This window comes from Mesorhizobium sp. M0028 (genome assembly GCF_040323855.1).
Classification (GTDB): domain Bacteria; phylum Pseudomonadota; class Alphaproteobacteria; order Rhizobiales; family Rhizobiaceae; genus Mesorhizobium.
The window spans coordinates 328314-351723 of the sequence record NZ_JAMYVG010000004.1; the positions used below are offsets into that span (position 1 = coordinate 328314).

21 protein-coding genes and 1 pseudogene are annotated in these 23410 nt (G+C 61.1%); 9 read left to right on the top strand and 13 right to left on the bottom strand.

The genetic code is table 11. The features are described 5' to 3' along the window. Nucleotides 1-126 precede the first annotated feature (126 nt). Together NKJ93_RS12025 and NKJ93_RS12030 are read left to right on the top strand one after the other, a co-directional pair. The gene (locus NKJ93_RS12025; protein WP_352515860.1) at nt 127-876 is read left to right on the top strand and encodes an autoinducer binding domain-containing protein; all 750 of its coding nucleotides are present in this window, start codon (nt 127-129) and stop codon (nt 874-876) included. A gap of 73 nt (nt 877-949) precedes the next feature. After that, complete coding sequence (locus NKJ93_RS12030; protein WP_352589186.1) at nt 950-1666, top strand: acyl-homoserine-lactone synthase; 717 nt, start codon at nt 950-952, stop codon at nt 1664-1666. A gap of 66 nt (nt 1667-1732) precedes the next feature. On the opposite strand, the gene NKJ93_RS12035 is transcribed toward NKJ93_RS12030, so the two are convergent. After that, nucleotides 1733-2206 carry an Lrp/AsnC family transcriptional regulator gene (locus NKJ93_RS12035; RefSeq protein WP_352515862.1) on the bottom strand — a complete coding sequence of 158 codons (474 nt, stop codon included), beginning with the start codon at nt 2204-2206 and terminating at the stop codon, nt 1733-1735. A 129-nt stretch (nt 2207-2335) separates the two neighbouring features. Here NKJ93_RS12035 and NKJ93_RS12040 point away from each other — a divergent pair, with 129 nt between their 5' ends. Continuing rightward, nucleotides 2336-4726, top strand: coding sequence for a thiamine pyrophosphate-binding protein (locus NKJ93_RS12040; RefSeq protein WP_352589189.1), 2391 nt, complete (start codon nt 2336-2338; stop codon nt 4724-4726). Between the two features lie 104 nt (nt 4727-4830). On the opposite strand, the gene NKJ93_RS12045 is transcribed toward NKJ93_RS12040, so the two are convergent. The 7 genes from NKJ93_RS12045 to NKJ93_RS12075 are packed head-to-tail and all read right to left on the bottom strand — an operon-like array spanning nt 4831 to nt 12492. Then, complete coding sequence (locus NKJ93_RS12045; RefSeq protein ID WP_036244138.1) at nt 4831-5583, bottom strand: ATP-binding cassette domain-containing protein; 753 nt, start codon at nt 5581-5583, stop codon at nt 4831-4833. 9 nt (nt 5584-5592) lie between these two features. Further along, nucleotides 5593-6792 carry an alanine racemase gene (locus NKJ93_RS12050; RefSeq protein ID WP_023717073.1) on the bottom strand — a complete coding sequence of 400 codons (1200 nt, stop codon included), beginning with the start codon at nt 6790-6792 and terminating at the stop codon, nt 5593-5595. A 12-nt stretch (nt 6793-6804) separates the two neighbouring features. After that, on the bottom strand, nt 6805-7779 hold the full coding sequence (locus tag NKJ93_RS12055) for an ABC transporter permease (RefSeq protein WP_023717074.1): 975 nt from the start codon (nt 7777-7779) through the stop codon (nt 6805-6807). Nucleotides 7780-7814: 35 nt separating this feature from the next. Continuing rightward, nucleotides 7815-8876 (bottom strand): substrate-binding domain-containing protein, encoded by a 1062-nt coding sequence (locus NKJ93_RS12060; protein WP_031193416.1) that lies wholly within the window; start codon nt 8874-8876, stop codon nt 7815-7817. Between the two features lie 59 nt (nt 8877-8935). Then, a complete protein-coding gene (locus NKJ93_RS12065) occupies nt 8936-9997 on the bottom strand; it encodes a substrate-binding domain-containing protein (RefSeq protein ID WP_352589191.1) in 1062 nt (353 codons plus the stop codon). A 33-nt stretch (nt 9998-10030) separates the two neighbouring features. Further along, nucleotides 10031-11290, bottom strand: a complete 1260-nt coding sequence (locus NKJ93_RS12070; RefSeq protein WP_023717077.1) for a M20 family metallopeptidase — start codon at nt 11288-11290, stop codon at nt 10031-10033. Next, on the bottom strand, nt 11287-12492 hold the full coding sequence (locus NKJ93_RS12075; protein ID WP_245278510.1) for an ROK family transcriptional regulator: 1206 nt from the start codon (nt 12490-12492) through the stop codon (nt 11287-11289). The genes NKJ93_RS12070 and NKJ93_RS12075 overlap by 4 nt, the downstream gene beginning before the upstream one ends. A 91-nt stretch (nt 12493-12583) precedes the next feature. Here NKJ93_RS12075 and NKJ93_RS12080 point away from each other — a divergent pair, with 91 nt between their 5' ends. The 4 genes from NKJ93_RS12080 to NKJ93_RS12095 all read left to right on the top strand — a co-directional run bounded on the left by NKJ93_RS12080 (nt 12584) and on the right by NKJ93_RS12095 (nt 16216). Further along, the gene (locus tag NKJ93_RS12080; RefSeq protein WP_352483872.1) at nt 12584-12880 is read left to right on the top strand and encodes a hypothetical protein; all 297 of its coding nucleotides are present in this window, start codon (nt 12584-12586) and stop codon (nt 12878-12880) included. Then, on the top strand, nt 12861-13343 hold the full coding sequence (locus tag NKJ93_RS12085; protein WP_352589193.1) for a hypothetical protein: 483 nt from the start codon (nt 12861-12863) through the stop codon (nt 13341-13343). The genes NKJ93_RS12080 and NKJ93_RS12085 overlap by 20 nt, the downstream gene beginning before the upstream one ends. A gap of 259 nt (nt 13344-13602) precedes the next feature. Further along, nucleotides 13603-15444, top strand: coding sequence for a HipA domain-containing protein (locus tag NKJ93_RS12090; protein WP_352589196.1), 1842 nt, complete (start codon nt 13603-13605; stop codon nt 15442-15444). A gap of 457 nt (nt 15445-15901) precedes the next feature. Continuing rightward, the gene (locus tag NKJ93_RS12095) at nt 15902-16216 is read left to right on the top strand and encodes a hypothetical protein (RefSeq protein ID WP_023717084.1); all 315 of its coding nucleotides are present in this window, start codon (nt 15902-15904) and stop codon (nt 16214-16216) included. A 152-nt stretch (nt 16217-16368) separates the two neighbouring features. On the opposite strand, the gene NKJ93_RS12100 is transcribed toward NKJ93_RS12095, so the two are convergent. Beyond that, entirely contained in the window at nt 16369-16656 is a 288-nt protein-coding gene (locus NKJ93_RS12100) for a hypothetical protein (protein WP_352483875.1), read from the bottom strand. A gap of 825 nt (nt 16657-17481) precedes the next feature. On the opposite strand from NKJ93_RS12100, the gene NKJ93_RS12105 reads away from it, so the two are divergent. Together NKJ93_RS12105 and NKJ93_RS12110 are read left to right on the top strand one after the other, a co-directional pair. After that, the gene (locus NKJ93_RS12105; RefSeq protein WP_352483876.1) at nt 17482-18306 is read left to right on the top strand and encodes a 5'-3' exonuclease; all 825 of its coding nucleotides are present in this window, start codon (nt 17482-17484) and stop codon (nt 18304-18306) included. 346 nt (nt 18307-18652) lie between these two features. Beyond that, nucleotides 18653-19009: a hypothetical protein gene (locus NKJ93_RS12110; protein WP_023717087.1), complete on the top strand. Its 357-nt coding sequence runs from the start codon at nt 18653-18655 to the stop codon at nt 19007-19009. Between the two features lie 120 nt (nt 19010-19129). Here NKJ93_RS12110 and NKJ93_RS12115 read toward each other — a convergent pair whose 3' ends face one another. The 4 genes and pseudogenes from NKJ93_RS12115 to NKJ93_RS12125 all read right to left on the bottom strand — a co-directional run bounded on the left by NKJ93_RS12115 (nt 19130) and on the right by NKJ93_RS12125 (nt 23008). After that, a complete protein-coding gene (locus NKJ93_RS12115) occupies nt 19130-19714 on the bottom strand; it encodes a PTS sugar transporter subunit IIA (RefSeq protein WP_352589199.1) in 585 nt (194 codons plus the stop codon). Nucleotides 19715-19890: 176 nt separating this feature from the next. Further along, nucleotides 19891-20175, bottom strand: coding sequence for a DUF982 domain-containing protein (locus NKJ93_RS33590; RefSeq protein ID WP_353041502.1), 285 nt, complete (start codon nt 20173-20175; stop codon nt 19891-19893). A gap of 150 nt (nt 20176-20325) precedes the next feature. Further along, nucleotides 20326-20492: pseudogene (locus tag NKJ93_RS33595) on the bottom strand (PIN domain-containing protein); the annotation flags it as partial. A 1589-nt stretch (nt 20493-22081) separates the two neighbouring features. Continuing rightward, nucleotides 22082-23008 (bottom strand): NAD(P)/FAD-dependent oxidoreductase, encoded by a 927-nt coding sequence (locus NKJ93_RS12125; RefSeq protein WP_352589202.1) that lies wholly within the window; start codon nt 23006-23008, stop codon nt 22082-22084. Between the last annotated feature and the right edge of the window lie 402 nt (nt 23009-23410).

The following is a 23410-nucleotide window of genomic DNA, read 5'->3' on the forward strand; positions in this document are numbered from 1 at the left end:
CGGCGAGGCAGTCAGAACGCGCCCTTTAGTGCCACCTACTATAGTAGTCAAACGTCATGGCGCAGGTTGCGGTCGGACCTAAGTTTCTTATTGTTTCTTTGTCTCAGTACATTGAAAGGACGTGCAATGGCTGCGGTTCACGGGAGCGTTTTGCAAAATGAGCTAATACAAATTTTTGAAGCAACCGCGCAGATTGATCGTGCAACCAGCGCCACAGAAATCATTCGGCAACTGCGCAAGAGCATCGAACGTCACGGCTACGCAGCCTGTCTCGTCACCGAATTGCCACGCCAGGACACCGGGTCCCTGAATGAACACATCCTTGTGAACGGTTGGCCGCAGGAATGGTACGACCACTACATGGCTGCCGGACACTATCGTCATGACCCTTGCGCTGCTTTGTGCCGTGGTGCGATCGGGCCCTTCCTTTGGAGGGATGTCTATCACGACTTGACGAACAGCAATGCCAGGAGGGTGATGGATGAAGCGAAAGAGTTTGGTCTTTGCGACGGCATCTGCATCCCAATCCAGAGTGCGTTTGGCGATCCGGCCTGCGTAACGGTTGCTGGAAGCGAAATTGACTTGGCGCCGGCGGTGCGCCGTACCATTCATGCCCTTGCGCGCCATGCCTACTCGGCTGCCGAACGACTCGTTGGCAACTCGCGCAGGCGGCCGAGACAAAAGCTTTCCCAACGAGAACGTGAAATCCTGCAGTGGGTCGCGGGAGGAAAGACCGCATGGGAGGTTTCCCGAATACTTGGCATCTCGGAAAACACTGTGACGACCCACCTGCGCAACATCAAGCAGAAGCTCAGCACCGCCAACGTTGTGCACGCGATCGTCGAGGCTTTTCGCAGGCACGAAATCGAACTTTGATCCATCCCCATATCTGGGTATTTCCTGGGCAATCGTCGCGTGGTCGGATGGGGTTCCATCTCGAGGAACCGCAATGATTCAGGTCCATGTCGTCGACGCGTCAAACAGCTTTGCCTATCGAGGCGATCTCGACAGCTACTTTCGCCTGCGGCATGAAATCTATGTCGATGAACGTGGATGGCACGAGTTGAGACGCCCCGACGGTCGCGAGATAGACTCGTTCGATACTCCAGAAGCGATTTATCTGCTCGGCATCCAGCCAGGAAGAGGCGTTGTTGCCGGATCCCGTTTCGTGCCGAGCCTTCGGCCACATCTGATGAGCGAAACCTTTCCGCAACTCGCCGACGGTGGCGTTCCGCGCCGATCCAATATCTTTGAATGGACCAGGTTCTTCGTGGCGCGGAATCTTCGTGAGCCCGGCCGACCTTGCCAGGCAGCCGGCGTAATCTACTGCGGAATTTTGGAATTCTGTATTCAGCGACATATCAGCAATCTGACAATCGTGTGCGAGGAGTACTGGTTCGACCGCCTCGCATCGATTGGCTGGAGTCCGAAGCAGCTCGGGCCTTCGCTCGCACATGATGATATGACAATCATCGGTCTGATGGTTGATGTCAGCCCATCAGCCTTGAGCGCGACGCGACAATTCTACCGCATAACGGAGCCTGTGCTTTGGGCCGAAAGTGCAATCGGACAGCTCGCCTCACCGGACACCATCCGCGGGGGCGCAGCCATCTCTATCGGCCAAAACTTTGATCAAGGCTCCACAGCGCCACTCGCGACCGGCTGAAATCATGCTCTCCCAGAACTTGCGGCAACCATGGAATTGAGTGAATGACCTGCCAACGCGCAAAGGTCATGCCTCTACCGGCAGCCGGTTCGATCGCTTGATCTGGGCAAGCGCGAAGCTGGATTCGATGGAGGCGACGCCGTCGAGCCGGGTCAGCTTTTCGTTCAGGAAGCGCTCATAGGCGTGCAGGTCGCGCACCACGACACGCAGCAGATAGTCGCGCTGGCCGGTCATCAGATAGCAATCGACCACCTCCGGCCAGCGCGCGATCGCCGCATTGAACCGCTGCAGCTCGTTCTCGCGCTGGCGTTCCAGCTTGATTGAGGCGAACACCGAGATTGGCAGGCCGACCAAATCCTGGTCGATCAGCACGGCGTAACCGGTGATGACGCCCATATCCTCCATCAGGCGGACCCGGCGGGCGCAGGGCGAGGCCGAAAGGCCGACCTGGTCGGCAAGCTGCTGCGCCGTCATCCTGCCATCGACCTGCAGCGCGGCGATGATCTTCCGGTCGATATCGTCCAGTCGGCTTTTTGGCACGAAACGTCACTCCTGTCGTCGATGTTGGCGAAAACAGCTAACTCAGCTGCCAATCTCATGCAAGTTTAGCGACAATCGGTTTTTGGTCAGCCCTATGATTGCGGCGATCGCAACCGGGAGTCTTGCAGAATGGACAAGCAAAAACTGGAGGCACTTTCGGCGCTGGAGAAAAAGGTGCTCTGGCTGTCGGCATGGATGATCCACAACGCCAATCATCTGCGCGAAAGCACCGACGGCCTAAAGGTCGGCGGGCACCAGGCATCCTCGGCCTCGCTGGTGACGATCATGACCGCGCTCTATTTCTCGGTGCTGAGGCCACACGACCGCGTTGCGGTGAAGCCGCATGCCTCGCCGGTATTCCACGCTATCCAGTATCTCCTTGGGAACCAGACGAGGGAGAAGCTCGAACGGTTTCGCGCCCTCGGTGGCGCGCAAAGCTATCCGTCGCGGACCAAGGATGTCGACGACGTGGATTTCTCGACCGGCTCCGTTGGGCTCGGTGTCGCGCAGACGCTGTTTGCCTCTCTTGTGCAGGATTATCTCAGCGCCCGCGACGAAAGCATGCCCGAGGGCCGCATGGTGGCGCTGATCGGCGACGCCGAGATGGACGAAGGCAACATCTTCGAGGCGCTGTTGGAGGGGTGGAAACACGGCCTGCGCAACTGCTGGTGGATCGTCGACTACAACCGACAGAGCCTCGATGCCGTGGTTCGCGAAGGCCTTTGGGAACGCTTCGAGAACATTTTCCGCAATTTCGGCTGGGACGTCGTCATCCTGAAATACGGCTCGCTGCTCGAAGCCTGCTTCACCGAACCGGGCGGCGAGGCGCTAAAGGCCTGGATCGACGCCTGCCCGAACCAGCTCTATTCGGCGCTGACCTATCAGGGCGGCTCCGCCTGGCGCAAGCGCCTGATCGCCGACATCGGAGACAAGCCGGGCCTGGCATCGCTTCTCGAGCGGCGCTCCGATGCCGAGCTCGCCGCGCTGATGACCAATCTCGGCGGCCATGACCTGCCAGGCCTGATCGAGGCCTTCGGGACGGCACGCCGCAACGATCGACCGACTTGCTTCATTGCATACACGATCAAGGGCTTCGGCCTGCCGCTCGCCGGCCACAAGGACAACCACGCCGGCCTGATGACCAAGGATCAGATGGCGGTCCTTCGCGCCTCGATGTCGGTCGGCGACGGGCGGGAGTGGGACGCCTTCGAGGGATTGGCTGTTGGGGATTTGGAGCTGCAAGGGTTCCTCGATGCCGTTCCGTTCGCGGCAAAGGGCCAGCGGCGCCGGCACGCCCAGCGCATCGTGATCCCTGGTCGTCTCGTCGCGGAAGCCAAAGGCAGCGTCTCCACGCAGGTCGGCTTCGGCAGAATTCTGGACGAGATTGCGCGGGCTGGCGGGCCGCTCGCCGACGCGATCGTCACGGCATCACCCGATGTCACGGTTTCGACCAATCTCGGCCCCTGGGTCAACCGGCGCGGCCTGTTCGCGCGTCAGTCACTCGCGGACACTTTCCGCAGCGAACGCATCGCCTCGGCGCAGAAATGGGAATTCGGCACCTCCGGCCAGCACATCGAACTCGGCATCGCCGAGAATAATCTGTTCATCCTGCTGTCGGCACTTGGGCTGTCGCATTCGGTTTTCGGCAAACGGCTGCTGCCGATCGGCACACTCTACGATCCGTTCATCCAGCGCGGTCTCGATGCGCTCAACTATGCCTGCTACCAGGACGCGCGCTTCCTCCTTGTCGCGACGCCTTCGGGGGTCACATTGGCGCCGGAAGGCGGGGCGCATCAGTCGATCGCCACACCGTTGATCGGCATAGCGCAAGACGGGCTTGCCGCCTACGAGCCGGCCTTCGTCGACGAGTTGGGCGTGATCATGCGCTTTGCCCTGGATTATATGCAGCGCGACGGCGACGCCGTGCAGTCGGAGCGCACCTGGCTGCGCGACGAGACCGGCGGCTCGGTCTATCTGCGGCTCTCGACGCGCCCGGTCGAGCAGATCACGCGTAGCGTGACGCCCGTACTCGAGCAGGAGATCATCGACGGCGGCTACTGGCTGCGGCATCCGGGTCCTAATGCCGAAGTAATTGTTGCCTATACCGGCGCGGTTGCGCCGGAAGCCATCGAGGCTATCGGCATTATGGCGGAGGACCGTCGCGATGTCGGTCTCCTGGCGGTGACCTCGGCCGATCGGCTGAACGCAGGCTGGACTGCCGCGAGCCGGGCACGCGAACGCGGCGTTGTTCATGCCAGGAGCCATGTCGAAAGGTTATTTGCCGACCTTCCGGCGCATTGCGCCATCGTCGCCGTCACCGACGGCCATCCGGCCGCGCTCGGCTGGTTGGGCTCGGTCTACGGCCATCGCACGCGTAGTCTCGGCGTCGAGCATTTTGGCCAGTCGGGCACGATCGGCGACCTTTACGGGCATTTCGGCATCGACGCCAATTCCATAGCCACAGCGGCCGACCGGATTGCCGGCGGTCGCCCCATTCGCTACCTGCGTGCTCTAGATTGATGCTGGCAACATTCTCTGGCCGAGGCCTGATCGTGGATCTGAAGTGATGCCACTCACTGCTCGGGTAACGCAGTATCTGGAACGGCGCGCCTCTATCGACCAGGCTAGTGCTGAAGCCCGGTGATCATGGCGACGATCTCGTTCTTGTCGGTCTCGCTGGTCTTGCGCACGCCGATCTGTTTGCCACGTCGCAGAACACAGATCCGATCTGAGAGCCTGAACACCTGGTCGAGACTGTGGCTGATGATCAGCACGCCAATATTGCGCTGCTTCAGCGACAGAACGATCGTCTCGACCTTGGCGGTTTCGGCAACGCCGAGCGCGGCGGTTGGCTCGTCGAGCAGGATCAGCTTGCTTGCCCAGTGCGTGGCGCGCGCGATCGCCACGCCCTGGCGCTGGCCGCCCGAGAGATCGCGGATGGTGGCGTGAGCCGATGGGATGCGAACGTCGAGATCCTTCACCAGCTTTTCGGTGTCGTCAATCATCCGGCGTCGGTCGAGCAGGCCGAAGCGGTTCACCGGCTCGCGGCCAAGAAACATGTTCATGTAGACGGTCTGCTGATCGGCGAGCGCCAGGTCCTGATAGACCACCTCAATGCCGTGGGCGCGCGCCATGGTGGCGCTTGACATTGCCACCGCCTGCCCCTCGATGATGATCGTCCCGGATGTCGGAGCATGCACCCCCGTCACGATCTTGACCAGCGTCGACTTGCCGGCACCGTTATCGCCGACCAACGCCACTATTTCGCCGGGATAGAGCTCGAGCGAGAAATTTTCGATGGCGGTCAGGCCGCCGAAATTCTTGCGGATGTCGCGCAGCTGCAAAACAGGGGCCGTGCCGGTCATGGTCGCGTTCATCGCTTGCTCCTAGACGGGCCAGGCAGCGGTTTCGCCAAAACCGTTTTCGATCGTTTCGACTTGGGGGGCCCGCTTTGAGACACCGGAGATGCCGACCACGTAGGCGCGGGTCACGAACGCCTGGCCGCGAAAGCCGAACACCGCCGTGTCGCCGGGGCGTGGAGCATTGGCGCCGCTAGCGTCAATCATTGCGTAATAGTCGATTGCCGCAGGCGGCGGCACCTCGACGTTTCTGAGCGCGGCGGCGGCCGTGGTGGGATCTGCGGACACGATTGCCTTCACCTCATAGTCCGGAAAGATCGGATCGATATAGAAGCCGCCACCAAGGCAGTAGGCTTTGCCGCCAGACAAATGCGACACCTCGGTCAAATACAGAACGGCAGGGAGCTCCGGCAGATCCTCCATGACGTGCAGCGCGGTGGTGCCGGCCAAGCCATTGCCCGGTTCACATTGCGTGGCGCCGGCTTCGGCCAGCGCGCCAAGCAGGACACTCGACGTCGTGCCGGGCGCGTTCACCTCTATGTTGCTGCGGCCGGACTTGGCGAGCGCTTCGGCAGCTCCGCCCAGTGTCGCCAGATTGTGTGTCGGCAGGACCTTTCGCGTGGTCTGGTCGAACAGCAGCGCCGGGAAGGTGGTGATGCCAGCGAATCGTGCGCCGTCGAGACCATCCAGTTTTTCGGCGACCGCGGCGATATCGGCCGCCTCAAAACCACCTTCGTGGCCGCGGTAGAAAACGTCACCATCGGCGCGGATGCGGGCAAGCAGGTTTTGCGTGTACCCGGCGAGCCTTGCGCTGGCAGCGGCTTCTTCAGCCTTGGTGTCGTTGAAGACGGTCCAATAGTCCGGCCTGAACGTTTTGGCCGCCGCATTGGCCTCGTGCCTTGCGATCTGCTGCAGGTGGCCAAGATGACCGAGCCTCAGGCCGGCTCTGTGCGTAGCCCGCGCGCAGGCCATGTCGACGGCAACGGCCTGATCGATGCCGCCGCGCTTGAGCGCATGGCAGAACGAACTGGCGCGGCCGACCTGCTTGGTCATGGCGAAAATCTTCAGTCCAAACCGGTCGGCCTCGCGCTTCAGGACCCGGGCGTTGCTTTCGACGGCATCGAGGTCGAGCACATACGAATTAGCCGGCAGCTTTCCTTCCTGGTGCAGGCGCATGGCGCTTTCTATAAAGCTCGGATTGCGGCGCCGCAGAACAGCGAGGAACATGACAAAACTCCTTCAACGCGACTTTTCGCGCAGCGATACGGCGACCGCCGCAAGAATGATCAATCCGCGCACGATCATCTGATCGGAGACGGACAGGCCCATCAGGATGAGGCCGTTGTTCAGCATGCCCATCATCAGCGAGCCGACCAGCGCGCCGACAATCGATCCCTTGCCGCCGTTGAGCAGGGTTCCGCCGACAATGACGGCCGCTATCACCGTCATAAGGTCGGTTTCGCCGAGCGTATATTTCGCGGCCTGCAGCCGGCCGGCATAGAGCAGCCCGGCAAGGCCGGCGAGCCCGCCGCTTATGGTCAGAACGGCCAGCCTTATCTGCGCCACGCTGATGCCGGAAACACTGGCGGCACGGCTGTTGTCGCCGGTGGCCAGCACATGGGCGCCGAAGCGCGTCTCGCGAAAGACGAGATGCGCGATCGCAACGACAATGACCGTCCACCAGATCAAGGACGGAACACCCAGCAAAGAACCCGAGCCGAAGAAGCCGGTGAAGGCGTCGTTGGTGACCGGGATCGACCGCAAATCGGTCATCGAGCGAGATACGCCGGCAAACAGCCCGAGCGTCGCCAGCGTTACCAGGAATGAAGGCAACTTGACGTAAGCCACGAGGGCGCCGTTGAGCAGGCCGATCAGCAGGCCGGCGCCGAGGCCAGCCAGCACCCCGGCCACCAAGCCGCAGGCGTTTATCGCCACCGCGGCAGCAAGAGCTGCCACGGCAACGATCGAACCTATCGAAAGATCAATCTCGCCCGCCGACATGACAAAGACAAGGCCGATCGCCATGATCGTCACGGGTGCCGTCTGCAGCACGATGTTCGACAGGTTGCGAACCGTCAGAAAACCGCTGTCCTTCAGTACGATCGCGAAGAACAGAAAGATCGCCAGAAATCCGAGATAGACGACATATTGCTGCAGGTTGAAGCGGCTGACCAAGCTCGCTGCCCGGCCGGGGCTGGTGTTGATACTCGACATTCTCACTTCCTCCGGCGGGGCGCCATTGTCTGCCGCTACTTCATGGCGGCCGCGATGGTCGCGGGCACGTCCTTGTTGAGGGACCGCTTCCACCCGTCCTTGACAGTGTCCTTGGTGACGGCGAGGGAATCGACCACCATGAACGGCGCGGCCTTCTTGCCGATCAACGAGGCGGCCGTGGCGCGTGCGAGCGTCACGCCGATGTCATAGGCTTCGTCTGCGATGAGTGCCGCAACGTTGCCGCCTTTCACCATGTCCAGTGCCGCCGGTTCGTTCAGGTCGAGCGTGACGATCTTGGTGTGGCTGTTGCCGGCCGCCCGCAATGTGGACAGCACGCTAAGCGCCGGCTCAGCCCAGGTGACGTAGATACCATCGAGGTCTGGGTGCTGTGTGATCATCGCCTGCGCGATTTCCTCGCTGCGCGCGGGGTCGGCCATTCCGGCCTCGGCTACGATCTTCATGTCCGGATAGTCCTGCTCGATTGTGTGCTTGAATGCTCCATCGCGCTGGTTGGTGACGTAGAAATCGGCATCGTGAAAGATGTAGCCGACCTTGCCCTGCTTGCCGAGCGCGTCGGCCATTGCGATCCCGGCCTTATTGCCCATCTGGAAAAGGTCGTCCGAAACGATGGTCACATAGTCCTTGTCGTGAACGTAGCCTGCTGGCGAATTGTCGACGAATCCCAATTTCACGCCGGCCTGGCGCGCAGGATCATAGACGGTGGCCGCACTTGCGGGATCGACCGGTAGGGACAGTATAATCGAGGGCTTTTTGGCGAGTACTGTCTCGACGTCGGATTTCTGCCGGGCTGCATCAAAGCCGGCGTCGGTCTGAGCGACCACCGTGATGCCGAGCCGCTTCAACTCGTCCTGGGCGCCGCTGTTCACCGCGTTGGTGTATTCGCTCATCTCATGCCAGACCAGCGCGGCGGTGTATTTGCCGTCCTTGATCTGCTGCTCCTCAGCTGGTGTGAGCACGACGCTCTTTGCCGGCGTCGGCTTTTCCCCGTTCGGTCCCGTGGTGGTGCCGTCGGCTGCGAAGGCGTTGGCGGCGACGAGCGCTACCAGTGCCGACAACATTCCAATTGCTGTGCGCATGTCAGTTCCCCTTGTTTTTATGGTGTCGGCGGCCCTCATTGGCCGCCGGCATTCGCCTGTCACTTGGCCGCGTCGAGCACCGATTGCGGTGCGTCGCGGTTCAACGAATCCTTCCAGCCCTGCGCAACGTTCTGCTTGGTCACGGTAAGCGCCGGGGCAACGACGAAGGCCGGCGTCTCCTGGCCGAGCAGCGCCTTGACGCCGACAGCGGCCATGGCGCGACCGAGCTCATACGCCTTGTCGGCCACCAGTGCGGTCACATTGCCGCCCTTGACCATATCGAGCGCCACCGGTTCGGCGAGGTCGAGCGTGACGATCTTGGTCTTGGTGTTTCCGCTTGCCCGCAAGGCCGACAGCACGCCGTCGGCCGGTTCGGCCCAGGTGACGTAGATGCCGTCAAGATCGGGATGCTGCACGAGCATGGCGCTGGCCAGCTCTTCTGCCCGCGCCGGATCGGAGATCCCCTGCTCGGCGACGATCTTGATACCGGGATAATCCTTCTCGATCGTTGTCTTGAAAGCCTGGTCGCGCTGGTTCGTCACATAGTAACTGGCGTCGTGGAAGATGTAGCCGACCTTGCCTTTGCCATCGAGCGCCTTGGCCAGTGCATCGGCCGCGTGCTTGCCCATCTGGAACAGGTCGTCAGTGACGATGGCGGCATAGTCGGTTCCGTGCTTGTAGCCTTTCGGCAGATTCGAAAGGAATACCAGCTTGGTGCCGTCGGTGAGCGCCTGACGGAAAGCCTCGGCCGAAGTGACCGGATCGAGGGGCAGCGACAGGATGACGTTTGGCTTGGCTGCGAGCGCGGTTTCGATGTCGCTGCGCTGGCGCGCCGCGTCAAAGCCGGCGTCGGTGGTCACGACGATCTGAATGCCAGCACGGGCAAATTCATCCTTGGCGCCGGCGCTGACCGCATTGGTGAAGTCGGACGAGGTGTGCCACAGCAGCGCGGCCTTGTAGCCCTTCTCCTTCACTGCGGCCAGATCTGTGTCCGACAGAGTAACCTCGGCGCTGGGCGTCGCCGTCTCGCCGCTCGGTCCCACTGTCTGTGCGCCGGCTCCGCCGGCCAACAGCATCAGACTGCCTGCAAGTGCTGTAGCAACAAGTCTGTCTATCAGCATGGTAGTTCTCCCATTTTCGCTCTCAGTTGTCCTTTATTCCGTAACGCCGCAATACTCCGCCATGAACCGGGCGAAGCCTACGATGCCCGCCAAATATTCCTCGACATCGACGTGTTCGTCGAAGGTGTGGCAGTTGCGAATGTCGCCTGGCGCGCAGTACACGGCGGGGATGCCGAGCCGGTTGGTGAAAAATGATGACTCTGACCAGAATGGCGCGCCTTCGATGGCGCCGCGACCAGCCATCGATCGGGCCATGGCGGCAGCAAGGGCGCCGACCTCCGGCCTGTCAGGTGCAATCTCGGCGGCGTTACCCCCGAGCGGATGATCGCGGCCTGCCGGATAGGCGAACGCCAACATGATTTCAGGATCGGTGATGGCGCCGCGCACCACTGCCTCGATTTCGGCGGCGGCCTCGTCCAGTGACTCGCCGGGCAACAGCTTGCGGATCAGCGACAACGTGCAGCGTTCGGGCACCGCGATGTAGCCTCCGCCCGCAAGCCCGGTGATCAGCAGGAAGCCACGCCCAATCAGCGGGTGCTCGGCTCTGGTTGCAACATCTTCCGAATGCTTCCACAGCGCGCTCATGACGGCGTGGCTTGCACGCAAGGCATCCTTGCCGAGTTCGGGTACGCCGAAATAGGCCGATCGTCCGGTGACGGTGATGTCGGTAATGAAGAAGCCGATTTGGGCCGGATAAACCGAAAGGCGGGTAGGCTCCACATAGACGATGAAATCGGGCGCCACGACTTCGCCTCTCTCGATGCGGCCGACGAAGTCCTTGATGCCGGCGGAGACGCCGATTCCAGGCTGGCCGCTCTCCTCGTCGCCGACGAAGGCAAAGGCAACGTCGCCGGCCAGTTCGATGTCGGCCGTGTCGAGCAGAGAGAGTGCCGACAGCGCGGAGCAGATGCCGGCCTTGAGGTCGCCGGCGCCGCGGCCCCAGATCTGCCCGTCGATCATTGGCGCGGCAAACGGATCCTGCCTGGCGGTGCCAGCCCAGTGCTCGCGCCAGCCCTCGACATGAACCGTATCGGTGTGGCCGATGAAGAGCAGCCGCTTGCCGGCGCCGGCACCTTTGCGCTCACCCCAGACATTGGGCCGGCCGGGCGCGAATTCCGCACGCCGAATTTCGCTCAAGCCAAGCATGCGCATGCGGTGTTCAAGGAAGGCGACAAAGTTTTCTTCGTGACCGGTTATGCTTTCGCGGCCGATTGCCCCCTGCAGAAGCTCCACCGCTGCGTCGCAATCGAGGGCGGCGCGCAAGCGGGCGGTGATGTCCTTTGAAGCGGTCATAGCGTGGCCTCGCGCAGCACGGCCGAACTGGCTGGGGGAAGCGAAATGCGTCCGTCGGGCGCGTCGACGCCGAACAGTTTGTTGTGCAACTGGCCGAGCCCGATGGCGGCGGCGCCGATGAGCGCTGCCCGCGACCCGAGTTCGCTGGCCTCAACGGCGATAGGATAGGGGAAGCAGCGCGGCAGCAGGTCCCTAACGCGCAACAGGATTTCCGGCCGCAGCCCGATCGAGCCGCCCAGGACGACCTTTTGCGGATTGGCAATTGCCGCTATGGCCACAATGCCTTGCGCCAGGTAGCGCGCGGTTTCGTCGAGCACCGTCGCGGCATGCCTGTCTCCGGCCAATGCACTGTGGAAAATCGTCGGCACGTTGACGATGTTGCCCGTCAGCGCCGCGTAGCGTTCAACCATGGCGTTGGTTGCGACCACGCGCTCGAAAGCGCCGGCGCGCAACGATGTCGGCGCGAAAGGATCGGCGCCAATCGGCAAAAAGCCCATCTCGCCGGCTGCATTGCTGGCGCCCCGCACCAGATTGCCTCCAACCATGAGGCCGCTGCCGATGCCGGTACCCAGCGCTATGAAGGCGAGATTGTCGATACCGCGGCCGCACCCCTGCCAGTTCTCGCCGAGCACCGCCAGATTGACATCGTTCTCGATCACCACATGAAACCCGAATGCGTGCTCGAAAGCGCGAACGACATTCATTGTGCCAAAGCCGGCAATATTCGGGGCAAGCAGGACGCGGCCGGTCTTCTTGTCGGGTGCACCGGGAACACCAATCACCGCCAGCCTTATCTTTGTGCGCGAGATGCGGTGCCTCTGGGCCGCCTGAAGCGCTAGATCCACGATCTGGTCGACGACGAACTGTCCGCCCCGAGGATCGGTCGGCGCCGTTTCCTCCGCGAATATCTGGCAGGCAAGATCGGTGAGGGCGACCCGGACTTTGGCGCCGCCGAGGTCGACCGCCGCGATGTAGGCCGCGTTAAATACGAGTTCGTAAGTGACAGCCGTGCGTCCGACATGTCCGCTCGTGCGCCCCGTTTCCTGCACCCAGCCTTCCTGCTCGAGTGTCCTGACGATCTCGGAGATTGTCTGCTTAGACAAGCCGGTCTGCTTTGCGATTGAAGCGCGCGAGATCGGCCCACCTTGCACGATCGCCTCCATGACGGAGCGCTGCGAGAACTGACGAGAAATGCGTGGCACGTCGTTCAACAGCAGCTCCGATTAATTCGTTCTGTCACCGAACTTAATAATCATTTTGGACGGCAGTCAACTGGCCGCTCAAAAGAGGGGTTTGTACACCGGGGAAAAACAGCAGCGCTGGCGATCTAACGTCCCGGTGAAAAGCAGGAAGCCCTTCGAAGGCGACTACCAGGTGTTACCGATTTGCGGCGTTGGTGGCGATGACCAAGCTGCGTCGCCGCACCCGATCGTCGACCGCTCGCTTGCCAAGCTCAGGAAGGTGAAGTCGTCCGATATCGGCATCGTCGTCGCCGACGGGCTCATCAATTGCGAGATTGCACCGCAATCCATCGATCGCCTGGCGGTTATGCGAGGTTCTCCTTGGTTCGATGGGCATGTCACTGCCTGACTTCATCGGGGATGCCGAGGCGAAAGTCGCCGCCAAACTCATCGCCGCCGCTGCCGATGACGGCGCTAAGGCGGTCCTGGGAGATGTCGACGCTCACAAGAACGCCTGGGCCGCCAAGAGCAACGAGGAGCGCACCACGCTCAGCCAGTCGGCGGCCGGTTGGGCAATCCGCCCGGCCGGCCATCGGGTGAACTGTCCATCGTGCGCTTCCCAAGCTTTGGTCGTGGGTGAGCCCGTCACTGCGCCGACACAGAAACTCGAGGACGGCGAGATCACCGAGACGCAGATATCTGCCCAATCGTTTCGAGTGCATCGCCTGCGGCTTGAAGATCAACGGCTTTTCGCGCCTCGCTGCGGTTGGCCTGGAGAGCGCTACAAGAAGACCCAAGTCTATGACGCAGCGGAATATTATGCGCCGCAGGACAACTATGAAGGCTATGAGGATGACAACAACGAACGTTGATCTGCGGAAAAGTGCGCAGGGCAGGGGCATGACCCGTACTGGACTGGTCGCTTCCGCTCGGCGCGAGCCCTCATTCGACGGGGCTCCATTGCTCGACCGTAATACCAGTGCATTCGGCAAAAGCAGATCGAGAATGCGGCCGAGCAGACTGGCGACGCCCGTAGACAGGCATGACTTTCTCGCATTTCAGATTCGAGAAAGTCCTTGACTCTTGACGCCTATTAGCGGACTTTTGCGCATCTGAAATGCGAGAAAGTCCGTGTCCATACTGCTGGTTGGAGAGACAATAGACAAGAGACGTGCGCATGCGCTAGCGGTGGTAGGGGAACTCGTCCCGCTCGTCCGCGGTGTTTATGCACGATCAGGCGACGACGTTGAGCAAGCAGTTTTAGGCCACGCCGTACGCATCGCGCGCTACCTCTATCCTACTGCCTATCTATCATCGGCCTCTGCTCAACTTCTTGCTCCCACACCTGACGGCCGCCTGTTCGTTAGCGGTCGGCGTAATCAACGAACCCGGCTACGGACGCTCGAAATAATCCAAAACGAGGCGCCTCCCCATCCTTCGACTGCCTCTGCGGTGGTAGGGGACGATCTTGGCGAGCTGCGAGTTGACGTTTCCTCGCCGCGCCAACGCTTCCTGGAAGCATTCCGCTTGCGGAGCGAGCATGCTAGCGCCATCACCGAACTGATGCGGGCCGACATGGCGGCAAGACTCATAGAAGAACACGGCTCGCCACAGGTGGCCGCTGACGCGGTCTGGGCGTTGGCCCGCGAGAACGGATGGTACCGCGAAGGGGAGGGCGCTGAGCGTTATCTGATTGCGCGCCCGGCGGCGGCCAAGGGCCCCGTTAACAAGGCGGCCCTGGATTTCCTTGTGGCATGGCATGGGGATCCTCTCGGTCGTCTAATCCACGATGGATTCGAGTGGCGCTGGAAGCCTGTGAGGCGCAGCGGCCCGCCACTCGTTCGACAGACTGCACCAGGCAAGCTGCCGGCTTTCATCGAGTCGCTCCTCCCAGAAGGATGGCTCGCGCAAGTGCTCCGTCAGCGGGATGAACGCGAAGCGCTGCGAAGCGGCAAGCGCTACATGTCAAATATCGCGGTCGTCGAGAGCCAAGCCGAGCTTAACGTCCTGCCGCGAGACGAACTCGACACCAAACTTGTCGCGTTCACCGACGATGGGCGCTTCACTGGTCGATACGTCGGCCCGTCGCGAGGCGAGATCCAGGAGACGTTCGAGCACAACTTGGCTCAGCTGTTTGCGCGCGCGGAAATGCCGAGATTATCGGGTGTCCAGATTAAGGCGCCGATGAATTTGGCATCGGACGGCGCGCTGCTACCCGCGATCGATCTGCCATTCACTCACATCCTTAAGCCGGCCGGAACCGCGGGCTTCGAAATGCTGCCGGTCGTCGAATGGCTTTGTCTTGAACTTGGTCGCGCAGCGGGCTTCGAGGTTCCGGCCGCCGCGCTCATCGACATGCCGGATGGGATGTCACCTGCATTGGTCGTCGAGCGATTCGACGTGCGACGCGGGCCCGATGATCGACGCTTCCTAGCGCTCGAGGACTTCTGTTCGGTTCTCGATCTGCCGACCTCAGCCAAATACGACGGCACAATCGAACGCATGGCGCGCGGTTTGCGGCCGCTTTCGACCGACCCTGCCGCCGATATCGAGACCTTGTTCCGCCGGGCGTTTTTCGCGTGGCTGATCGCCGACGGGGACATGCATCTCAAGAACCTGGCGCTCCTCAAGATTGCAGGCCCTGGCTCCAAGCGGTTCGAGACCGTCCGGTTCGCATCCCTTTACGACGCCGTGACGACCCGCGTCTTTCCGGGGCTTGGTGGCGATCGTATGGCGCTGAAGCTCAACGGTAAGGACGACCGGCTTACACGGCAGGACTTCCTAACTCTCGCGCGCACGATCGAGTTGCCGGTCACTCGCGCGGAAGAAGCGATAGGTTCGATCGCCGCTGCCCTGCGCGAAGCAGCGCGCATGCTCGCTCTGCCGTCCTTTGCCGAACGGGCTGATCCCGCTCAAACAGCGGCGGAGCGAGTGAAGGCGATCGTGCGCGACCGCGCTGAGGCGTTTTCATGAGCACCCATGGGATCAAGATCTATGTCGGCGTCACCGATCTAGATTGGTTCGAATTTCTGTCGCGCCGCCAGGACGTTGACGAGGTGAACATCTGGCAGCCCGGGGGGGCGGTCGCAGTTCCGAGCGCTCCAACCGGGCGAACTGTTTCTCTTCAAGCTTCATAGCCCCAACAACTTCATCGTCGGCGGCGGGCTGTTCGGGCAGGCGTTCACACATCGCCGTATGTGGACGGCTCTCCCTCTTTGTTCAGACGAACTGATATACCAGCCATGCTCTGCCCTTCAGCAACAAACATGTTGAAGATGCCCCTCACAAGCCTGATTTCGTTTGGCGGGCCAGGGACAAGGAGAACACGTTCGCCAGCGAGCCCTTTCTGTTCTCCAGAGCCGAGAACGTAACGGGGCTCCCATCCTTATCCAGCAACATTCGCCGGACGCCGTAGGGCACGGGTCCCCCTTTGGCTGAATCCGAGACGAGCCTGCTGCAGCTGCGCTCTGGAGACCTTTGGGGACAGCTCGCGGCTGTACTCGCTTGCCATCACCCGTTTCATATTTTTGAGGATTGCAGAGACCATGCTGCCATCGTTATCGAACTGCTCGCCGCAATATTCCACCGCCACGCCCCGCTTCGCGCCTCGAAGCTGACCTCCGTGATTTCGTGTCCAAATGTCGCGTTTCAGGCCGTACTCGGACACCTGAAGAACGCCTTCACGAGATTAGCGAAGCATCGTCACGATGGAGACGGCGAAATCGACGGGGAAGATGAAAGCTGAGCAGTCAGCGACGCCGGCAGAGGCGGCTTCGGCCGTCCCTTCCTGACGTTTGATGGCAATGGATGACGTCAGGGTGCTGCACCACGGCGGCGACGAGCCCGACACCATACCGCAGGCGATCGACGCGACGGCGCCAAGGGCCGTACCTGACTCTATGTTCCCTTCACGATTCTCGGTTTAGTCGGTCGGCGGGGTTGAGCCGCGCCCTCGATGGCCAAAGCCAGCCGCTTCTCGTCTTCGATGGCGCGATCGACTGCCTCAATTTCCTCTTGAAGCACCTTCATCTCGGCTCCGTAGCTGGAGCCGTCGCTGTCCCCGATCTGAAAGCCACTTGCCCGCATTGCGTCGCGAGTATGGTGCACGTTACGGACTCCTTCGCGTCGAGTCGCGACCAGGATTTCCCTGAACTCACCAAGACGTTCAACGTGACTGCGAGCCATTGCGTCCTCCTATTTCATCGTCATCGTCGCCGACGGCGATTCAGAACGGCTAAAACTTACTGCGCAGAAGGTTTAAGTGACTTTAAGAGATACTCTCGACAAAGCATGAGTGCGGAAGCTCAAATTTGAAATTTGAACGTCTTGCAATAGCGTGAAGCGCGGCAGGCGGAAATTGGCTTGGGACCCGACCGATCACAGACCAGGTGCTAGAGGCTGCGCCTGTGCCACCTCCGAAGCTGCGCAATTTACCGACATCGGGTTTTGTGTCGAAGTGCGTCAACGAGGTGAGTCCTAACAACTGCAAAATGTTTGAAGGTTTCAAGAGGCGGGGTGCGCCTCGCCGGCCGTCACAGGAATGAGAACCCCAAACCGGGGGCATGCATTCCATATCATCGTCATGACGGAACTGCCGCCGCAGATCGGAGCGTCTGAACGTCGTCATTTCCATTCTGTCGTCAGGAGCAGTGTGTTCGGGCCAACCCACCCGTCCGGGCTTCCCCACATCGCAAGCTGGTCGCAATATCGGCCCAGGCTGCCTCCTGCGCGGCCGGCGCTAGTCGCGACAGCATCGCCAAGTCGTTTTTCGCTGCGTTTGGAAGAAGGGATACTCTCGCGAACCAAATGGCCGCCTGGCGCAAAAGCGAGGCGGCGGGGCGAGAAATATCGCCTGCCCTTGAAGGTAAGCTGTTGCTAAGTGCCGGTGAGAGGCATGGCTTGCGGTGGGCGTACGGGCACGGCCGAGCGCACCTACTTGAAGGTTTGGAGAAGGCCAACTGTCGGTCTAGCTTTGCAGACGGGGCCGGATGCTGTTTCTCGAGGATTGCGATGATCGTACATTTAGTAGACGGCACATACGAACTGTTTCGCCACTTCTACGGCCAACGCCGGTTCAACAACGGCCAAGACAAGCCGTTTGGCGCCGTCGTCGGCGTGCTGAACACAGTGCTGGAGATGAGCGAGAATGGCGCCACACACATTGGGGTGGCTACCGATCATGTAGTAGAATCGTTCAGAAATCAGCTCTGGCCGGGCTACAAGACCGGGGATGGCATCGAGCCGGCATTGCTCGCGCAGTTTCACCCCCTCGAGAAAGCCTTGGCGGCGATGGGAGTGGCGGTCTGGCCGATGATCGAGCTGGAAGCCGACGACGCGCTGGCCTCCGCGGCGCACAGCGCGGCTGCCGATGGGCGCGTGCAGAAGGTGTGCATCTGGACGCCGGACAAGGATCTCGCGCAGTGTGTGCGCGGTGACCATGTGGTCCAGGTAGACCGCAGGACCCAGAAAATTCGCGATGCCGCGGGTGTACGCGAGAAGTTCGGAGTTGAGCCGGCCCTCATTCCAGATTTCCTCGCGCTCGTCGGTGATGCCGCCGATGGCTATCCGGGTCTCGAAGGCATCGGCCTGGTCTCGGCCGCCCGGCTGCTTGGCCGCTACGGCCCTCTTGAAAGCTTTCCGCCTGAAGCCCTCGGCAAGCGTAGAGAGCTCGCGCTTTTATTCAAAAATCTCGCGACGCTTCGCACGGACGCTCGGCTGTTCGATGACGTCGAAGAGCTGCGCTGGCGCGGCCCGACCAAAGCGTTCGAGACGTGCGTGATCCAGCTAACTGACACCCGGCTCCTCGCACGTGCTCTCAACGCTCGCCGAAACTGACTTCGGGAGGCGAGATCTGGAAGCGGCCTTTAAAAGGCCAGCGTCGATTCCCGATCGCACAGGGGCACTGTGCACGCGGGAACAGTCTGGAATAAGACACAGGCAAATGTGCCGGCTGGGGGCAGGCGCTCACACAGCATCTGAGTTGTGGGTGGCGTTCAATGGCATACTAGCGTCCACCTGGGACCTTCAGGAGACTGAAGCTGCCAGCCATTGCAGGAGGAGCAGCCGCGGGATCGGAAACGTTTTGTCAGCAGAAAATAGGGTCATGTTGCAAAGCATCTCTCCGAACGCTGCGCCGGTGCTATGGTGTGCCCGCACTCATCAGACGGCAAGGATATGAGGCATGCCCGCAGTCACCCGCCGTACACTTCTTGCGTTCACCGCCGTTGCGTCTGTCATTGAACCGACGTTTGCTGAAGGCGAAGGTATCTCGCGCGAACTGCAGGCGCTGATCGCAAGGCATGAAACCGCCTATGCCGCGCTCCACAGGGTTGTTCATCGAGCGGGCAGCAACTGGCACGACCGCAAGACGGCAGACCGAATTGAAGAGCAAGCCTTGCTGGCCATCTGTTCCTATCCTGCGACCAGCCGAGGCGACCGCCGGGTCAAGGCCGAGTACCTGTTGACTGTTGAGGCACGAGGCGAACTCGACCTGAAAGAGCACATGCAGGCCATCCTACGCTCAACGATGCGGGGCTGATCGATCGCAGTACCCGCGGGGACCAGACCGCGCGTTGCCGGAGCGCGGCGCGGCCTCGGAGTAATGACGACGCAGACATTCTGTTTGGGTTACCGCGCAGAAAAGGAACCCGAAGATGCGTCAATCCCCCGCGAAGACCGCCTCATCGGCTGGTAGCGAGCCCCCGCCGACGCGGCAAGTATGCAAATTTGGTGAAATTCTCGGAAGCGGCTCAGTTTCGAGAATCGCCAAGGCCTCATCGGATGACTGTGCCTGTCGGAGTCGCTCCCGAACTTGAGATGTCCGAAGCACCCGGCATATTTGCGAAAGGGCAGGGAGGAAGGCGGAAGTAGCAGAGCGCGGCCAGAGTACAGTGTAAATGAGATCGACTGGGTCGTCGTCGGGGCCGTCGAAATCGATAGGCTGGGCCAAGCGTGTCAAAGACGCGACAGGCGAAGAGATCATACCCAGTAGAGCGTGAGGGATCGCGACACCACGACCGATGCCCGTCGAGCCGAAATCCTCGCGGTCGAAGAGACTACGGAGAACCACCTGCTCGTCAAGCCCGGCTCTTCGCGCAATTCTGATCGCGATTTTTGTCAAGGCTGATTGCTTTCCTTTAGTCGCAAGGTCAAGCGAAATGTCTTCTTCTGACAAGATGGGGCAGACCGTCAGAGTAACCTCAATGTGGATCCCAAACGCGATCGCAAATGGGGTGCAGCGCACTGCTTGGCCAGCGCAGAATTCACCGTCGGATAAGTGGCTGTCCCGGACGCGAAGCCAGGGCCTTCTCGCGTCCGGGCTAATAGCCCGTTTTGAGGCGTTTCGGCTCTCGCGGGAGAAGGCAGTATTTCGGGCTTCAGGTGGGGTGGCTCTTCAGTGTTAGCGAGGCCGGCATGACCTCACATCAGGTCTTCAACCATCCGCGCACATTTCCCCAGACCTGTGCTGGTCCCTCTTGTTCTAAGGAGTCCCTGTTCAGCCGCGGCCGCCTTGAAGGCCTCGAACGCAGCTTGCTGGCTGCAATGCCCGGCGAGCGATTCCTCGACCATTCGGATCGCCTTGAGCCGCCCCGGCTTTCCCATTCTAGGCCATGGCTGCTGAAGCACCTTCATTGCGTCGGCTATGGACGCGACCACCGTCAGGTTGCGATTGAGGCAAATTGTAATTGGACTGAAGGCCCGCATTCTTGTCGCTCCCCACGATTGAACGCGGCTAAACGCGAAGACAAGGGCAGTGGTTGCATGAATGTGGATCACGGCGAATTCAAAGAACCGCTGGCCGATGCGATTGAGGCTGAGCAGGCTCTCCTTGGGCCCGGCTCTTTGCCTCGCCGGACCATCCTTCTCGTCGAACAACAGGACCCGACCGGCAAAAAGCATCTGCGCACCGTCCGACGCCGCGAACCATTTTTCGAGTTCGTCACGCCGCTTGCCCGACAGCTTCTCAAGTACACCGCGACGAATTCGGCGACTGTGAGGGAGGAGATGAAAAGGTTATGGTCGTTTCGTTCGGCTGTCCTTTAGAGCAGGGGCTCCGAGTCGGTTTGTATCGAGCAGATGTCGCATCAGATCTTGACCTGGAGATCGGCTCCGGCAGCCGGGATCGGCGCAGCGCGGCAACGATGCCATGTTCCTTCGGCGGCTCACCGACGATGGTCTGGCTGACGGCCCCGCGAAGGCGCGAAGCATCGGGGCCTTCTTCTGCCAGTCGGGCGAGCCAACTTTCTTTGGCTGGGAGGGCGGCGCACTGCTTCGGCTCCGAACTGTTGACACATGCACCAAGCTGACAGACCGGAAGCGGCGGCGTGCCCTGACGTCATGGAGACTAGCCCCGCTCCCGAAGCCCGCAGATTGTGATCTCGTTGGCTATGCAGAGCATCCAGCCGTCGTTTCCGAGCGGGCGTTCGTGTTTGGGAAGTGCATCTCGCACGCGCTCGCTAGACGACCACCGGCGGCTATAAATACCTCTCGGCGGTGGGCCGTACTGAGCCGGCGGCGGAGTTTCAGCTTTCGGCCCAACAGCGCTCTGCCGGCCTTGATGCACTCACCACCCTCCAGCTCGCGTGTTGGTGGCCGGAAAATCGCCACTACAACCGCCATCGACTCAAAGTCGAAAGCTACACGCCTGAGGCGCTGTCATTGGCTGAGATCCGGAATAGTCGGTCAGGCTGATAGTCTTGATTGTTGCCGCCGTGCGCCGGAGCAGGGCAGCACGCTCCGCCATCGTTCATGGACGGGCTTCGTTGGCCGGGTGTAGCAGCTCGGATACGAACAGGTCTACGACCGGAATTCCAGTTCCCCCAACTCCTCCTACGTTACATTAGCAGTTGCGGAACCTTCTGCGCATTCGTCGGTTGGAATCTCGTACTCCACCGACCCCTAGCAATTGTGTTCCGCTGTTGGGTCACTTAGCCCGCCGGTTCCGGCCGGCGGGCTTTTTGTTGTCGTGGTGGAACACCCGTTTGCGACGATGGTTCGGTTAACTAGGCGGGGAGCGCGGCTGAGAAAAGAGACAAGTGAGAGAGAACCGAACATCGATGCTGTACGAGCACTGATCGAGGTTGAGCGCGCAGCACGAGATGCAAAGACCACTCGGATCGGGGAGTGCGCTTGGAGGCTGCAAGGGGGCACCCCTGTGCAACCGACACCGAAGAGGAGCCGGAACGGCAAGCACGCGTGGTCGAACCGAAGCGCTGCGTGCGCTACACGACGCAGATCGATAGGGAACGGATGGTCATTTTCGTCCTGGCGAAATCGCCGCTCGAGTTCCGCGCGGCAAGTCGATCTCGTCCGTCATCATCTCCAACATGACGAGGTCGTCAATGTTGGAATGGCCGCCTTGCCGCCACACCCCTTCGGCCAGTGACTGCAGAAAAGCCATGACGCCGGCGAACGGCTAGCCAGCTCGGCCTTGTCGGGTCGAATTCCTGCTTGGGGAACGGTCTGCCGGAATTGTTCGCGCGAGGCAGCAGGATCGGAAAGAGACACATATGGCAGCAGCCCAATGGTTTGTGATTGTCGGTATCTTAACGTCAGCGCCGGGCACGCCGTTCGCGTAGGACTGTCACTACGCGGTGTTTTCAGCCTGCAATCAGTGCTCCCCTTCGCCCTTCGCAAGATAGTTATGCATGTCACTTGCCGCGACCGCTGCGTGCCCGAACGCGACGGCAAGCTGGTTGATCTCGTCGACGACATCTCCAGCTGCATAGAGTCCCGGCACGGCGGTGCGCTGGTGCGAATCCACGACAAGATTGCCGGCTCGGTCACATTCTGCACCAAGGTCGGTCGCTAGCCTCGAGCGGATGATCGACCCCATCGCAGGGTAGATGGTGTCAAACGAGAGCGTCCTGCCGTCGACGAGTTCGACAACTGCCCGACGGCCCTCAGCTGAAATTGCGTCTCGGGCGCATGCGCCGAACTCGATTCCAGCCCTTTTTAGCCTAAGAACGTCATCCGGGCTGGGCTGGGCTGCATCAGCAATCAGCAAAGTTACGTCTCGAGTGAAGGTCCGCATGAACAGCGCCTTTTTCATTGCGTGTTCGGCCGGTCCGATGACGGCCACCCGTTTGTCAATGACCTCATAGCCGTCGCAGATAGGGCACAATCGCAAGGCTCCGGCTTTAATCATGTCGGCGGTGCCCGGAACGTCGGGGAGGCTGTCGACGACACCAGTGGCAATAAGCAGTGAGCGGGCATGAATGGGAGATGAAGCCTGCGCTAAAAATCCATTCTCCGCGATGCGAATGCCCACGACCGTATCGCACACCCAATCTGCGCCGTGCCGGGTGGCCTGCAGTTTGAGGCGGTGAAGCAGGTCAGGGCCGGTGATTCCGCGCGGGAAGCCCGGGCAGTTGCGCGTCAAGGGAATCCAGTTTGCCCGGCTTTGACCTGCATCGACGACAACTACCCGACGCCGAAAACGTCCAAGGTAGGTCGCGGCCACGAGGCCTGCTGGCCCGCCGCCCACAACCAGGGAGTCAAACATCCGATCGCGGCGCGCTTTGTCTCTGTCGACCATTCAGAAATCCTGACACTGCAAAACCGCACCGTGAGTGCACCGTGGACCACGTTGAAAGGAAACGCCGAACCGCCAATTTGGTTACCAAGTATTGGTTGCTGGGGCATAGCTGCATGCTTCCCACGTTGCGTTCGACCCGGCGCTCAGGAGTATGCTGGCACGAGCCTGGCTCGCGCAATGGCAACGCCATGGTGAAATGCAGGCCCTCGGGATTGTCCCTCGGGGTTGTAGTGTAATTCGATCTTTGCATTGCAATGCACGGCAACTACCTTTCCCAGCAATGTCGTTCCAAAGCCTCGCCGCTTCAGGGGCTCCACGGCGGGGCCGTTTCGCTCCTGCCGGTCGAGGTAAACAACCTGCTCAGCCGCGGAACCGCGGATCCACCATCGCACCTTGAGGCGG

Bases quoted from the DNA above. Each gene is read 5' to 3' on its own strand.
- NKJ93_RS12025 (WP_352515860.1), top strand. From the start codon at position 127: ATGGCTGCGGTTCACGGGAGCGTTTTGCAAAATGAGCTAATACAAATT.
- NKJ93_RS12030 (WP_352589186.1), top strand. From the start codon at position 950: ATGATTCAGGTCCATGTCGTCGACGCGTCAAACAGCTTTGCCTATCGA.
- NKJ93_RS12040 (WP_352589189.1), top strand. From the start codon at position 2,336: ATGGACAAGCAAAAACTGGAGGCACTTTCGGCGCTGGAGAAAAAGGTG.
- NKJ93_RS12045 (WP_036244138.1), bottom strand. From the start codon at position 5,583: ATGAACGCGACCATGACCGGCACGGCCCCTGTTTTGCAGCTGCGCGAC.
- NKJ93_RS12050 (WP_023717073.1), bottom strand. From the start codon at position 6,792: ATGTTCCTCGCTGTTCTGCGGCGCCGCAATCCGAGCTTTATAGAAAGC.
- NKJ93_RS12055 (WP_023717074.1), bottom strand. From the start codon at position 7,779: ATGTCGAGTATCAACACCAGCCCCGGCCGGGCAGCGAGCTTGGTCAGC.
- NKJ93_RS12060 (WP_031193416.1), bottom strand. From the start codon at position 8,876: ATGCGCACAGCAATTGGAATGTTGTCGGCACTGGTAGCGCTCGTCGCC.
- NKJ93_RS12065 (WP_352589191.1), bottom strand. From the start codon at position 9,997: ATGCTGATAGACAGACTTGTTGCTACAGCACTTGCAGGCAGTCTGATG.
- NKJ93_RS12070 (WP_023717077.1), bottom strand. From the start codon at position 11,290: ATGACCGCTTCAAAGGACATCACCGCCCGCTTGCGCGCCGCCCTCGAT.
- NKJ93_RS12085 (WP_352589193.1), top strand. From the start codon at position 12,861: ATGGGCATGTCACTGCCTGACTTCATCGGGGATGCCGAGGCGAAAGTC.
- NKJ93_RS12100 (WP_352483875.1), bottom strand. From the start codon at position 16,656: ATGGCTCGCAGTCACGTTGAACGTCTTGGTGAGTTCAGGGAAATCCTG.
- NKJ93_RS12105 (WP_352483876.1), top strand. From the start codon at position 17,482: ATGATCGTACATTTAGTAGACGGCACATACGAACTGTTTCGCCACTTC.
- NKJ93_RS12110 (WP_023717087.1), top strand. From the start codon at position 18,653: ATGCCCGCAGTCACCCGCCGTACACTTCTTGCGTTCACCGCCGTTGCG.
- NKJ93_RS33590 (WP_353041502.1), bottom strand. From the start codon at position 20,175: ATGCGGGCCTTCAGTCCAATTACAATTTGCCTCAATCGCAACCTGACG.
- NKJ93_RS12125 (WP_352589202.1), bottom strand. From the start codon at position 23,008: ATGGTCGACAGAGACAAAGCGCGCCGCGATCGGATGTTTGACTCCCTG.